At 42.3% G+C, this 12,018-nt stretch carries 13 protein-coding genes; 2 read left to right on the top strand and 11 right to left on the bottom strand.

Annotation, left to right across the window (positions count from 1 at the left end; translation table 11 throughout):
- The first annotated feature begins 306 nt into the window (after positions 1-306).
- Positions 307-1,533, top strand: coding sequence for a Xaa-Pro dipeptidase (locus AC1HJP_RS04020; protein ID WP_480360630.1), 1,227 nt, complete (start codon positions 307-309; stop codon positions 1,531-1,533).
- A 49-nt stretch (positions 1,534-1,582) separates the two neighbouring features.
- Here AC1HJP_RS04020 and AC1HJP_RS04015 read toward each other — a convergent pair whose 3' ends face one another.
- Complete coding sequence (locus tag AC1HJP_RS04015; protein ID WP_480360487.1) at positions 1,583-2,026, bottom strand: hypothetical protein; 444 nt, start codon at positions 2,024-2,026, stop codon at positions 1,583-1,585.
- Between the two features lie 333 nt (positions 2,027-2,359).
- Between AC1HJP_RS04015 and AC1HJP_RS04010 the strand changes: the two genes are divergently transcribed.
- On the top strand, positions 2,360-3,397 hold the full coding sequence (locus AC1HJP_RS04010; protein ID WP_480360486.1) for a tetratricopeptide repeat protein: 1,038 nt from the start codon (positions 2,360-2,362) through the stop codon (positions 3,395-3,397).
- A 21-nt stretch (positions 3,398-3,418) separates the two neighbouring features.
- Here AC1HJP_RS04010 and AC1HJP_RS04005 read toward each other — a convergent pair whose 3' ends face one another.
- From AC1HJP_RS04005 to AC1HJP_RS03960, 10 genes are read right to left on the bottom strand one after another with little or no spacing between them, the layout of a single operon-like run.
- Positions 3,419-4,126 carry a hypothetical protein gene (locus tag AC1HJP_RS04005; protein WP_480360485.1) on the bottom strand — a complete coding sequence of 236 codons (708 nt, stop codon included), beginning with the start codon at positions 4,124-4,126 and terminating at the stop codon, positions 3,419-3,421.
- Positions 4,123-4,878: a hypothetical protein gene (locus AC1HJP_RS04000; protein WP_480360484.1), complete on the bottom strand. Its 756-nt coding sequence runs from the start codon at positions 4,876-4,878 to the stop codon at positions 4,123-4,125. Before AC1HJP_RS04000 ends, AC1HJP_RS04005 begins: the two co-directional genes overlap by 4 nt.
- Positions 4,868-5,212, bottom strand: a complete 345-nt coding sequence (locus AC1HJP_RS03995; RefSeq protein ID WP_480360483.1) for a cupredoxin domain-containing protein — start codon at positions 5,210-5,212, stop codon at positions 4,868-4,870. The genes AC1HJP_RS04000 and AC1HJP_RS03995 overlap by 11 nt, the downstream gene beginning before the upstream one ends.
- Positions 5,209-6,603: a sensor histidine kinase gene (locus AC1HJP_RS03990; protein ID WP_480360482.1), complete on the bottom strand. Its 1,395-nt coding sequence runs from the start codon at positions 6,601-6,603 to the stop codon at positions 5,209-5,211. The genes AC1HJP_RS03995 and AC1HJP_RS03990 overlap by 4 nt, the downstream gene beginning before the upstream one ends.
- On the bottom strand, positions 6,603-7,259 hold the full coding sequence (locus AC1HJP_RS03985) for a response regulator (protein ID WP_480360480.1): 657 nt from the start codon (positions 7,257-7,259) through the stop codon (positions 6,603-6,605). Before AC1HJP_RS03985 ends, AC1HJP_RS03990 begins: the two co-directional genes overlap by 1 nt.
- On the bottom strand, positions 7,260-7,925 hold the full coding sequence (locus AC1HJP_RS03980; protein WP_480360479.1) for a tetratricopeptide repeat protein: 666 nt from the start codon (positions 7,923-7,925) through the stop codon (positions 7,260-7,262).
- Positions 7,922-8,722 carry an SDR family oxidoreductase gene (locus AC1HJP_RS03975; protein WP_480360478.1) on the bottom strand — a complete coding sequence of 267 codons (801 nt, stop codon included), beginning with the start codon at positions 8,720-8,722 and terminating at the stop codon, positions 7,922-7,924. The genes AC1HJP_RS03980 and AC1HJP_RS03975 overlap by 4 nt, the downstream gene beginning before the upstream one ends.
- A complete protein-coding gene (locus tag AC1HJP_RS03970) occupies positions 8,719-9,387 on the bottom strand; it encodes an iron-containing redox enzyme family protein (protein WP_480360477.1) in 669 nt (222 codons plus the stop codon). The genes AC1HJP_RS03975 and AC1HJP_RS03970 overlap by 4 nt, the downstream gene beginning before the upstream one ends.
- A gap of 10 nt (positions 9,388-9,397) precedes the next feature.
- The gene (locus tag AC1HJP_RS03965; RefSeq protein ID WP_480360476.1) at positions 9,398-10,933 is read right to left on the bottom strand and encodes an AMP-binding protein; all 1,536 of its coding nucleotides are present in this window, start codon (positions 10,931-10,933) and stop codon (positions 9,398-9,400) included.
- Entirely contained in the window at positions 10,927-11,598 is a 672-nt protein-coding gene (locus AC1HJP_RS03960; protein ID WP_480360475.1) for a thermostable hemolysin, read from the bottom strand. The genes AC1HJP_RS03965 and AC1HJP_RS03960 overlap by 7 nt, the downstream gene beginning before the upstream one ends.
- Positions 11,599-12,018 lie beyond the last annotated feature (420 nt).

Below are 12,018 nucleotides of genomic sequence, written 5' to 3'. Positions count from 1 at the left end.
TCATGCTGCTATTCGGTTGGGAGGGCATTATAGAGCAAAGCGTAATAATTCTGCAATAATAAATTAGATTTTATTCTCCAAAGTAAGAGGTTGGTTAAATAATTAAGTTGTTTTTGTGGCTAAATTAGAAATTTTTGTACCTTAAATTAATATAAGTTAATGGTTTTATAAAAATCGCAAAAGCTCGCATTAACAAAGACTTTATGAATTAATAGGATTTGTGAAAACAAACAACACTTAAAACAACAAGGGCTCCTGATGAAACTCACCTCAATTGCGTTAAGCATTTTCGCTGTTACAGCGAGTATGTCAGCATTAGCTGAAGACTTAATTATTCATGCCGACGCGGCACTCGATGTTAAAACAGGCAAGCTTATAAAGCCTGTTACGCTTGTGGTTGATGACAATAAAATTTCTGAAATTAAACGCGGTCATTCAAAAGTATCGGGTGATTATAAAGTCATTGAATTACCGGGACATACATTGTTACCAGGGTTATTCGACATGCATGTTCACTTAACCAGTGATTCTCAAGTTCATGGTTATAAACGGTTACAACGTACTTCGCAGCGTGCTGCAATTACGGGTGTTCGTAATGCAAAACGAACTTTAGAGGCTGGTTTTACCTCTGTGCGTAACTTAGGTGCTGTGGGTTATTCAGATATTGCATTAAAACAAGCAATTTATGATGGTGATGTGCCAGGACCGCGTATTTTTGCCTCAGGCCCATCGCTGGGTGTAACTGGTGGGCATTGTGATAATAATTTATTGACCCATGAACATGCCGTAACAGCTAAAGGGGTTGCTGATGGCCCTTGGGCGGTGCGTGCCAAAGTGCGTGAAAACATTAAATTTGGTGTCGATGTGATTAAGTATTGTGCAACTGGTGGTGTACTTTCTAAAGGCACTAAAGTGGGTGCCCAGCAATATACTCAAGAAGAGATGGACGCTATTGTTTCTGAGGCACATTTACGTGGCTTAACCGTTGCCGCTCATGCTCATGGTACTGAGGGTATAAAATCAGCAATCAAAGCGGGCGTAGATTCAGTAGAGCATGTGAGCTTCTTAGATGATGAAGCTATTATGCTTGCCAAAAAACACGGCACTTATTTCTCAATGGATATTTACAACACAGAGTATATTTTAGGTGAAGGCGAGAAAGCCGGTATCTTAGAAGAAAGCTTAAACAAAGAGCGTGTTGTAGGTGCTAAGCAACGAGCAAGTTTTGGCAAAGCGGTTAAAGCGGGCGTAAAAATGGTGTTTGGCTCAGATGCGGGGGTTTATCCTCATGGTGATAACGGTAAACAGTTTAGTCGTATGGTGAAATTTGGTATGACCGAGTTGCAAGCTTTACAGGCGGCGACTATTACGCCAGCTACTTTGCTTAAACAAGAGCAGTCACTCGGTTCGTTAGAGGTTGGCAAGTATGCCGATTTTATCGCCGTTAAAGGTAACCCGTTAGAGAATATTTCAGTGATGGAGCAAGTCAGTTTTGTCGTGAAAGATGGCGAAATTGAGGTTGATAAAAGATAATATCTAAAATCGTTTTTAGCCCCGTAAAACAGTCACGGGGCTAAAACCATTAAATAGAAAGTTTTAAGTCTGACGTTAATTCTTCAGGCTTCTTGTTTAGCAGTTTTTGACAGCTTTTAATTGGCTGCTTTTTTAAAACTAGCGGTTGCCACTCTTTCTTGTTGAAACTTGAGCTATTTGTGTGTTCGGCGACTACGTAATATCGAACACAAGGTTCAAGCGTTAATTCGACAGTTTTGGTGTTATATTGTGCAATTGCATTACCGACTGTTAGGCTCGGCTTAGTTGTAGATAAGCGCAATTGAACTTTACCCGGTTCAACAGTTCGTCTATTAAGCTGGCTGACGTTTGACTCGCCATTCACTCCAATGATGTTAGCACTATAAAGGTTTTTCTTGGCTGTTTGATCTAAGTTACCTGATACTTCTGACCAAGGCTGAGAGGCACATGCTGAAGTGAGTAATGTTGCTAAAATTATTGCTGTTTTTTTCATGTTAATTCCTTTCTATTTAAAAACAAAAATAATGCATTAATAACAATAGATCTAAGTGGTTAAATTTACAACACAATTTTTAGTTGTTAATTTGAGAGAGTTCGTTGATTATTTCAGTAAATGAAGAGTGATTTGAACTTGATTATGTATTTTTTGCACTTGTTGTATTTTTGAAATTATTGCAAAAGTTTCATTTGCTAATGTGATAATTTGGAATAAAAAAATACAAAGTTAAGTGTAAATTCTAAATTTAACATATGTTTACAATTTAACTGCTATAGTCATTATAAAATTATTTATGATAGAGATGGTTCATCTTATAAAGATATTATTATGACTATCACCCGCTTTGTTTTAATTCTCTTCTTGAGTGTCTTTTTTTCACCTGTTTCTGCAGAAAAAGCAGTTCAAGATGATGAATATCGCATAAATGAAGCGGCGTATTTTCTGAATTCAGACCCTCAAAAAACATTACTTTTACTTCAAAAAATAGATCCGGCAAAACTAAAAAGTGATGACTTAATTATCGAGTACCATCATATAACGGTACTGGCGTCTTTATTACTGCACGAACATCAATCGTCCGAGCCTTCTTTTGCATCCCTCTTCAGTCGTGTAGATGAAAAAGCTTTCCAAGAAAGGCGTTTCAATATTCTTTATAACCTCGGGGTGTGGTTGAGACGAGGTGGTTTTTATTCTCAATCTGAAGGAGTGCTACTTTGTGCTTTAAGAAGTGCTAATAAGTCGACAGACAAAATGAAAACACTCAATAGCTTAGGAGGTATAGCTCGCCATTATGCGAAAAACAGTCAAGCACGAGACTATTTTCAACGTACGCTCGAATTAGCGGAACAGGTCAATAATAAAAAGGCTATTGCGATCTTAAATAATAATTTGGGTGTCATGGCACTTGAGTTTAACGAAGTGACAAAGGCGAATCGTTTTTTTATAGCGGCGTATCGTAATTTTCAGATCAGCCAATATGAAAGCGGGGAGTTAAATTCGGGTATAAATTTATTATTTACTTTTGCTCTTTTAGAAGATCATGACATGTATAACCGTGCATTGCCTAGAGTTAAAGAATTAGTCGACAAATACAATAGTAATACTAAAAATGCCTATTTTTCATGGGTAAATGCTTTCAGCGAAGCTCAATTCAGTAGGCATAAGCATACTAAAGAGCAAAGGGATACCTTAAAACAGAGATTTGAAAGTATTGATGAGGCAGGACTTCAAAGGCTTTTACAAAAGTATATTGCTAAGCCGCTCGAGATAGAAGTCGCGCTCTTACCTGGAAAAGTTTTAGAAACAAAATCATTGGCCATTGAAACAAGGCCATGGCTAAAAAAAGCCATTGAATGTAATTTTTAGTCAATACCTGGTTCCTTTGGCTTAAAACTCATACTCCAGTGCAAATCTGAGAGTATGATCTTTTCCTGAGTGTGAAATTTCACTGATAAAACCTGCCTCCCACTTCAGTTGTTTTTGCCCTTCGAAGCGGTAAGTGCCCATAAAGCCTGGGCCAATACCGACAAAATCTTCGCCTAAATAGATTTCGATTGAAGGTTGTAGCACGCTCATATAGCGATATCTGAATTTGGCTCTGAATTCGGTTTCAAACTCGTTTTCTATGCTGTTGCCCCATTCATAAATTAAAAAGGCATTTAAAGTTGCACTGAGCTTACCAAACTCCTTTTCAACAGCGATGCCAGAAGTGGCTTCAAAGTTATCTTCGCCATTGTGCTTTTCAAATTCAAAAATAGCCCCCCAATCAGCACTGTATTGACCTTGCTCTGTGAGCATCCAGCGCATTTCGAGCTCGTAGCCGGTAACGCCAAAGTTATCATCTTGGTCACGCTCGCCAATGACATAGAGCTCCAACATTTTGTTTTCAGCAAATGACTGTCCATACCCAAAGCGCTGACCTAGGCGGTTTTTATTTTCCGTTTGGCTCGACATAATGCGCCATTCAAACTCTTTTTCGTTGGCCAGCACATAGGGGTGATATACCTTATCGACGACCAAACCATCGGCGTGCGCAAAAGGTGTAAACCAAGTGACAGCCAGTAGTAATAAAAAACCGAGCAATGATTTATTCATCGTGCTGGCTCCTTAGTAAAATGAGTTTTGTGTCTGCTAAACGCAGTAAAACACAAAGCAATAATGATTAGATAAAACAAAGCAAAGCCGCTGGTGGGCGCTGCTTCAAAGCCAAATAAGGCGCTGAGTAAATGACCGTACTCTGATTTGTCAGCGACGATATGGGAAATATCGAACAAGGTTTCTCCCGCACCGAGTACATCGACTTGCGCAAGGTTATCGCTAATTTGTGCGCTATGTCCTGCGACAAAGCTGGCAAATGCGAGCGAGTTAATGAATTGGCCAAATCGGCTGCTAAGTTCGTTTAGAAAGAATGACCAAAGCACTGCAAAGCTGAGCGAAATACCAAAGCCGACACACCCTGCAACTAGTAAAACTTGCAATGAGCCATGACCTTGCCATGCGGTTAAAAAATACACGTAAAAGCTCGCAAGTTTTAAAATTGCAAAGCTGCATAAGGCAATAGATAAGCTGAGCAATGGCCATTTTTTAAAGTGTGCGGCAACGAGCAATGCCAATATACTGATTAATAGTAAGGCACTTTGACTGAGCTCTAAGCCAATGCCATCGAACCATTCACTGATGTTTGCAGAGCTGGCGACGAAGGCGAACATGCCCAGTAAAGCACCGACAGACAATGCGCCTAATTGTTTCAGGGAATACTGCGGTGCAAAGGTGTTTTGTACATAAGTGAATAAAATAAAAATGGGCAGTAAGTCGCGCAAAAAGATAATCACGGTATTAATGAACATCTCTTGGCTCCTTCACAACTACAAACCCTCTGGCAGAGTCGGGGTTAAATTCGCCAAAAAATTCGTATTCACCGGGCTTCAAAGGGCCGACAAAAATCACGGCTTTGCGATTCGGAAACAAGACTTTTTCACGGTTTAAGTCGAAGCTATCAAATTCTTCTGCGGTCGTATCGCGATTGAGTATGATCAATTTAACTTTTTTATTGGCGGGCAGCTCGATGCGCTCGGGCACAAAAATATGATCTTTCAGTTCAATATAAAACGCTTCAAGCTTGGCAACACTCGAAAAGCTACATACCAGCAATAAACTCAGCCAAAGTGGGCGTAAACTCATATTTTCGCTCCTTGGCTAGCTTGCTCGGGTTTTGCAACCGGTAAGTAAATGGTGACGCCTAAGCCTCCAAGAGCACTTTGGGCGATTTTGAGCTCACCATTTAAAAGCGTGACAATGTGTTGCACTATGGCCAAACCGAGCCCTGAGCCTTTTGCTTGATGTTTATTGGTGTCGTCACGATAAAACGGTGTGGTCAGTTTAGCCAGGGTATCGGATTTTACGCCTGGGCCTGAGTCGCTCACTTCGATGCCAATGAATCCGCTCGGTGCTGCAACGGTTTGCATCACAATAGTTTGTCCTTTGCCCGCATATTTAATGGCATTTTTTAAAAGATTGTCGAATAGGGTGGTAAGTGCAAATTGCTCCCCTAACACAGTAATATTATCGGCGTCGAGGCTTATATCTTGCTCGTTGTCGGCGATTTGCTCGTAGCGTTGACCAATCAACTCTTGCAACAGGGCAGTTAAATCAACGGCCGTTAAGCTTTGTTCAAAATGCTCAGGGGTGTAACGCGATAGCGCTATGATTTGCTCAACCACTTGCGCCATTCTGGCAACTTGGGCTTTGAGCTCGAGCAGTTGTGACTCGCTAATATGTGTCGTTTTGATCTGCTGTAACAAGTTATGGCTGGTGATGGTAAGCACGCTAATGGGGGTACGAAGCTCGTGGGCAATATTGGCGGTTAAGCGTTTTTCGCGGTCAAAGGCGCTATCAAGGCGTGCCATGAGATCATTGACTTTGTCTGTCACCAATTGCAGCTCTTGCGGCACTTGCTCGGTGTTAAGTGGGCTTAAATCACGGTGACTTTTTTGTTTGAGTGCCATGCCTAAATCGGCAACGGGTTGCACGCTTTTTTGAATAATATAAAAAATAAATAAACCAATGACGGGAATGGTCAACACAATAGGCAAGATACTACTTAGCAATAAGTTTTCAGAAGCGTCGATGCGCTGCTGAATTGGCTCGGCAACAAGCACCGAATACGCATCATTGTGTTTTTCATATAAACGCCAGCGTTGCCCCCAAAATCCAGCTTCGGAAAATTGACTCGCTTCTGAGCGCTTAAGCTGTAACGTATCAAAGTGTTGCGACTGACTTTGCATAGCATGAGCTTGAAAAGGGCGAGGTAAACGTTTGGCTGCTTTTATTAAAGCTTGGCTTTGTACCAAACGACCATCAGCGTAACGAATTTGAAAAACATGCTGGTTGTCTTCAATGGGCGATTTGTTGTGTGTTAAGGCAACCAATGTGTGGGTAAATTGTGCCAATTGATTATCAAAAATGCGCTCAAGCTCGCGGTCGCTTTGCTGATAACTCTGCAAGGCGGCGAAAAAAGTCGCCAACACAACCATGGCGAGAATGAGTTTGAGTAACTGTTTTTGAATCGACATCAATTTTTAATTATATAACCCACACCACGAATGGTTTTAATAAAGTCTTTGGGGACGCGTTTACGCAAGTTGCTGATGTATACTTCAATGGTATTTGAGCTAACATCTTCACCCCAATTATAGAGCTTTTCTTCCAGGCTCGACTTTGACTGAATACGATTTAAATTTTCCATCAATGCGCGCAGCACCATGTATTCTTTGCGCGATAAGCTGACTTCGTTGCCATCAACAATAAGTTGGTTGTTTTGCGTATTTAACACCACATTGTTGACCACGATATTGGTTTGCGTATTGGTGCCATTGCGGCGCTCTAACACTCGCAAACGCGCCATAAGTTCAGCAACATCAAAAGGCTTGGCAAGGTAATCATCGGCGCCTTGGTCAAGGCCTGTAACTTTACTGTTAATATCATTGCGTGCGGTAAGAATAAGCACAGGTAATGTGGCATTGTGCGTTTTGAGCTTAGTGAGTACTTCAAGGCCATCGAGATCGGGCAAGCCTAAATCAAGGATCACCAATTGGTAATCAATCCGAGCAGCTGACTCAATGCCGAGTTTGCCAAGTGCCACCCAGTCGACCGCATAGCCTTGGGTTTCTAGAGAGGTTTTTAGGCCTCTTGCGAGAGGCCCATCATCTTCAATTAAGAGTAATCGCATTTAGCGTTTCTTTTTGTTTAATTTTTTATCGACTTTCGCCATCAGCATATCGATTTCATGGTGTCTGAACTCGTCCGCCACAGGTCGCATTGGACGAGCAGGGGCTTGTTTGGCGCGCTCTAAATACAATTTTGCTTGTTTGTATTTTCTTTCATCATAAAGGTATTCGCCGTAAAAGTAATTAGGATCAATACCTTGTGGGTTTAATTCTAGCGCCTTTTGCAGCAACTCGCCTGCTTTATCATCATCGCCAAAGCCAATCGGCCAACCTGGTACTTTGTGAAAGAGGGTGCCTAAGCTGGTATAGGCTGAGCCAGATAGCGCATTCGGGTTCATTTTAAGAGCTTGCTCGAATGCGTCTTTGGCATTTTCAGCATGCTTTAAAGCACCTAAACCGCCTTTTGCTACGGCATAACTTGATTGCACGATACCGTACCAAATCAGCGCATCGACATTATTTGGCTCTGCCGCTTTAAAGGCTTCGGTGTCTTTAATTAACGCTTTGTAGGCGTCAAGTTGGGCGTCATCTTCAAGTTGATAGTTCACATGTACCCATTGCTTTTGAATGGCGTTTAAGCTGTTTTCTTGGGCGCTTACAACGCTTGTTTGCAGGCTTAATGCAGAACAAAATAGTGTCGCTACTGATAATTTACAGAATAAGTTCATGATAGTTTCTCCAAACTAGGTTGAAAGAAGGTTTTAATTTTTTTCAGTTTTTTGCCAAGTGCATTATCAACGACTTCCGGTAGTGCGCCGTTTAATCGTACAAATAAGCGCTCGGGCCAGCCCAAGGTTAAGCGGCGTTTATTTGAGTTAATCAGTGCTACTAAGGCTTTAGCGACCACTTCAGGCTCATCGACTTGATTGCCAAGAGCGCTGTTCATGTCGTTGACTTGTTGCGAGTTAATCGCGGTTTTTGTGGCGCGAGGCGCAAGGTATTTAATGCGTTTATTTGAGCCTGAATATTCCCGCGCTAAGGCTTCTGTAAAGCCGCGCAGGGCAAACTTACTGGCGCAATAATTCACATAACCAGGATGCCCAATTGCACCTAGGGCCGAGCCGACATTCACCAAAGTTAACGGGCGTTGTTTGGCTTGTTGTAGTAGCAATTGATTAAGCGCCATCACTGCAGTGACATTGACATTAAAAATATGCTCAATGTCTTGATAGCTGCCCTCTACAAAGGCACCAAATTGTGATGTGCCCGCACAGTTGACCACTAAATCGAGCTCGCCTAATTGCGCGCAGAATGACAATAAATCGTGTCGAGCGCTTTGCTCAGTTAAATCGGCACTAAAGCTATAGTGCTCGCCGGGTAATTGATTACTCAAAGCGGTGAGCTTTCTGGTATCTCTGGCCGTTAAAATGAGCGTGTAGCCTTGGGACGCAAGCTCTAAGGCAATGGCTTCGCCTATGCCTCCGCTGGCACCACTTAGCAAACACAAAGGGTGTGTTGTACTCATGCAGCAGCTCCTTGTTTTGGTAGGTCTAATGCTCTAAAAATATTGCCATACAGCACGTAAAAACGTTTTGCACTGCGAATAATGGCTTGCTGCTGTTTCGGGCAGTCAATTTTATTCATTAAGTTTTCGAAAAACTTCACATGCTCTTGGTCCAGTGAGCCATGCGAGCGTAAGTAGCTAAATGCAGCATTCGGTAAATTTAGGGTTTCTTTAATTTTTGCAGCGGCCATATCGGCGATAGTGACACTGGTGCCTTCTAACACATGCACCATGCCGAAGAAGGCCACGGGCTCGATACGAGTAATTAAATCGTAGGCGTAAGAAACCATCAGCTCAGTTTGTAGTAAAGGCTCAGAGCGACGAGTTGCTTCTTTGTCAAAACCGCAGGCTGCAATGTCGTTTAAAATCCATTCTTGATGACCAAGCTCTTCTTCAATGTATTCTGCAACTGCTTCGCGCAGCCACTCTTGTTGCTCAGTAAGTTTGCCACCAAGGGTCATCAGTAAAGGCACTGTGTGTTTTACGTGATGATAGGCCTCGGTTAAAAAGTTCACGTAGTCGTTTAGTTCAATATCACCTTCAAAACAGCGGGCAATAATTGGAGAACCCAGTAAGTAAGCGCGTTCTTGTTCTGTTTCTAAAACCAGTTGTTTAAAAAAGCTCATAAGTATTCTCCTAAGCAAGCTTTGCAGTTGCATCCAATTGCGGGTGAGCAAAGTGGGCTGCTTGATTAAAATAAGTGTCTAAATGTTGTTTAAATGCGTGTTCAATGGCGGAGCGAATAAATTTGCCGTTGGCTGTGGTGCAGCCATTGATAGCGCTGATTGGGCTCGAAAGCACAAAGATGTGTGCGATTTTTGCGTAATCGGGCAGTTGTTGATTCACCAGTGCCAAACAACCTTGCAGTTGCTCATCGCTTAGTGGCGCAAACGGATATGCCACTGCAGTCAGTGCCGGATAGCCGTCGCCGAGTACCACAACTTGCATAAATGCGCCTGTGGCATCGAGCAGTGACTCAGGCCATTCGGGTGAAATGTTTCTGCCAAAGGCGTTAATAATGAGGTTTTTACGACGACCCGATAGCTGTAGCGAATTACCGTTAAGCTCGCCCAGATCGCCAGTTGAGAAACGTGTTGGATACCAAGACTCAGGCTCACCGAGATAGCCTAAGAATAAGTTGCTGTGAATAATCACTTCGCCGTTTTCAATGCTCACGTTGCTGTGCGCAAGTAGTTCGCCCGCAGCATTATTGCCCTCAATAATGTGCGTATTGAGGGCAACTACAGAGCCTGCCTCAGACAAGCCGTAGCCTTGATAAACCGGTAGGCCAAGGGCGTGAGCTTGCGAAATTAATTGCCCATCCACTTTCGCGCCGCCAACAGCAATAAAAGTCAGGCTGCTTGGTGCTTGCCAACCTTGCTTACTTGCGGTTACCAGCAGTTTTAGCAACTCAGGTACTAAAATTAAGGTATTAGGTTGAGTGCTTGAAATAGCGCCCAGTAATGCGTGTGGATTGACAAGTTTACTGCCTTTGAAGCCTCTTTGTTCGTCGCTGGCAATGACCACAGTACCGCCACTGAGCAGCACGGCATAAATGCCCGCAATATTCTCAAGCAAGGTGCTAAAGGGCAGTAAACATAAGTGTTTTGCTTTATCGCTGTTGCTCGAATTATTGAGAGCCGTCGCAGCATTAATGGTGGTCGCTAAACTTTGTGCCACGTTCAGTTGATTTTCTTTACTTAAACACACGCCTTTAGGAGAGCCTGTTGAACCCGACGTAAAAGTGATTTTTTGCGTGCCTGTTGGGCAGTTGATCTCACCCATAGTTTCTATAGATAAAACATTAAAATCGTACGCAAAAGGCTTGTTCTGTAGTGCAGCCTCGTCGGTGAGTAAATGCTTAATTTGACTCGATTCAAACAAATGTTGTTTTTGTAGCTCGGTAAAAAAGTCGGGCACAGGCACAATTAATCTATCGCTACAATGGGCTGCTAAATCCGCAATCAACCAAGCTAGCCTATTACTACTTTGCAGCGCAAAGGCGCTAATTTTGGCACTGTCGAGCTGGCGGCTAAAAGCAATAATGTGGCTAACCAGCTCTGCATAAGTCAGACTTTGCTCAGAAGCTATCACGGCAATGTCATTGGCAGGGTGTGCACGCAGCGCAGTTAAAAGCGAAGCAAAAGGCGTGTTTGAAGTGGTGTTTAACATAGTGCTTCCTTAGAGATTTGCGCAGCCAGTTTGTTGATTGAAGGGCTGATCAGTTTGAACATTTGCGCGTATTTCGGGGTGTTACTCACCACATGGGCGACTTGCGGCAAGCTCAATAAGTACACTTGCGGCTTGGTATCGTAATAACGACCCCAGTCATTGTTTGAGGCTGTAAGCTTGCTTGGATCGGCTTTGGCTAAATGAGTTAATGTTAAGCCATAGCCTTTTAAGATATTGGCAACGCCTTGGGTGGCGCAAAACGCCAAGGCTTGTACGCCGCTTTTCATTAACGCTAGGGTGCTTAACATGAAAAGAGGGGTCGCAAGCTTATGGCCATTGCTGTACAAGCTGCCGTATTCGACGATTTTACTTCTGTCGTTAAAAGTAAAATATTGCTGCGTATAGTCTTCTATTGGCTTATCAAGATACTGTTCGATGAATAGCGGCGAGTTAGCACTGCGAACGCCCATAGCGGCTTGCTTTGATAAAAAGCTTAAACGCAGAATGTAGGGCATAGAGACTTTGATTGAGGCATCAAAACGGTCTTTATATCCAGCTTCAATAAACTCACACACTTGTGGAGCCGAGCCATCATTACGTAGCAGTTGATAGCGAGGCAAAAACGCCGTAGCGGTTTTATAAAATTCAATGCTCTTAGCTAACATGGCAAAACTCTCTTGATTTGGAATAGTTTGATACCAATCCTCAATAATACTTTAATCATTTTGAGGGATTAAAACTGACGCTTGCTTCGTTAAAAATTTCTTATTTAGAACAACTAAATAGCAAAATTTTCGCCTTGCCATCGACCAGTTTTCCTTGCCTCAAAATAGATAACTTAATTAAGAGGATTGGTATTACTCTAAATCTCGAACCTTAAGAAAAACTTAAATTTCTTAAGGAAGCGTAAACCGTCTTTTAAGTTAATGAACTGGAAGAGTTTGTTTCGATCTTTGTTGCTGTTTCGGGGTTTTTAGAAACATAAAGATCACACATTCGGTTAAGGATTGAGCGAATAAAAATATTTTAATAATGATCATTGCAATGATAATTATTTTTATTTAGAGTTTGCGCGATTTGAAACT

The sequence above is a fragment of the Pseudoalteromonas sp. NFXS53 genome (genome assembly GCF_056629255.1).
The sequence above is the reverse complement of the archived record's forward strand: the minus strand, read 5'-3'. Positions and strand labels throughout refer to the sequence as shown.

Bases quoted from the DNA above. Each gene is read 5' to 3' on its own strand.
- AC1HJP_RS04020 (WP_480360630.1), top strand. From the start codon at position 307: ATGTCAGCATTAGCTGAAGACTTAATTATTCATGCCGACGCGGCACTC.
- AC1HJP_RS04015 (WP_480360487.1), bottom strand. From the start codon at position 2,026: ATGAAAAAAACAGCAATAATTTTAGCAACATTACTCACTTCAGCATGT.
- AC1HJP_RS04010 (WP_480360486.1), top strand. From the start codon at position 2,360: ATGACTATCACCCGCTTTGTTTTAATTCTCTTCTTGAGTGTCTTTTTT.
- AC1HJP_RS04005 (WP_480360485.1), bottom strand. From the start codon at position 4,126: ATGAATAAATCATTGCTCGGTTTTTTATTACTACTGGCTGTCACTTGG.
- AC1HJP_RS04000 (WP_480360484.1), bottom strand. From the start codon at position 4,878: ATGTTCATTAATACCGTGATTATCTTTTTGCGCGACTTACTGCCCATT.
- AC1HJP_RS03995 (WP_480360483.1), bottom strand. From the start codon at position 5,212: ATGAGTTTACGCCCACTTTGGCTGAGTTTATTGCTGGTATGTAGCTTT.
- AC1HJP_RS03990 (WP_480360482.1), bottom strand. From the start codon at position 6,603: ATGTCGATTCAAAAACAGTTACTCAAACTCATTCTCGCCATGGTTGTG.
- AC1HJP_RS03985 (WP_480360480.1), bottom strand. From the start codon at position 7,259: ATGCGATTACTCTTAATTGAAGATGATGGGCCTCTCGCAAGAGGCCTA.
- AC1HJP_RS03980 (WP_480360479.1), bottom strand. From the start codon at position 7,925: ATGAACTTATTCTGTAAATTATCAGTAGCGACACTATTTTGTTCTGCA.
- AC1HJP_RS03975 (WP_480360478.1), bottom strand. From the start codon at position 8,722: ATGAGTACAACACACCCTTTGTGTTTGCTAAGTGGTGCCAGCGGAGGC.
- AC1HJP_RS03970 (WP_480360477.1), bottom strand. From the start codon at position 9,387: ATGAGCTTTTTTAAACAACTGGTTTTAGAAACAGAACAAGAACGCGCT.
- AC1HJP_RS03965 (WP_480360476.1), bottom strand. From the start codon at position 10,933: ATGTTAAACACCACTTCAAACACGCCTTTTGCTTCGCTTTTAACTGCG.
- AC1HJP_RS03960 (WP_480360475.1), bottom strand. From the start codon at position 11,598: ATGTTAGCTAAGAGCATTGAATTTTATAAAACCGCTACGGCGTTTTTG.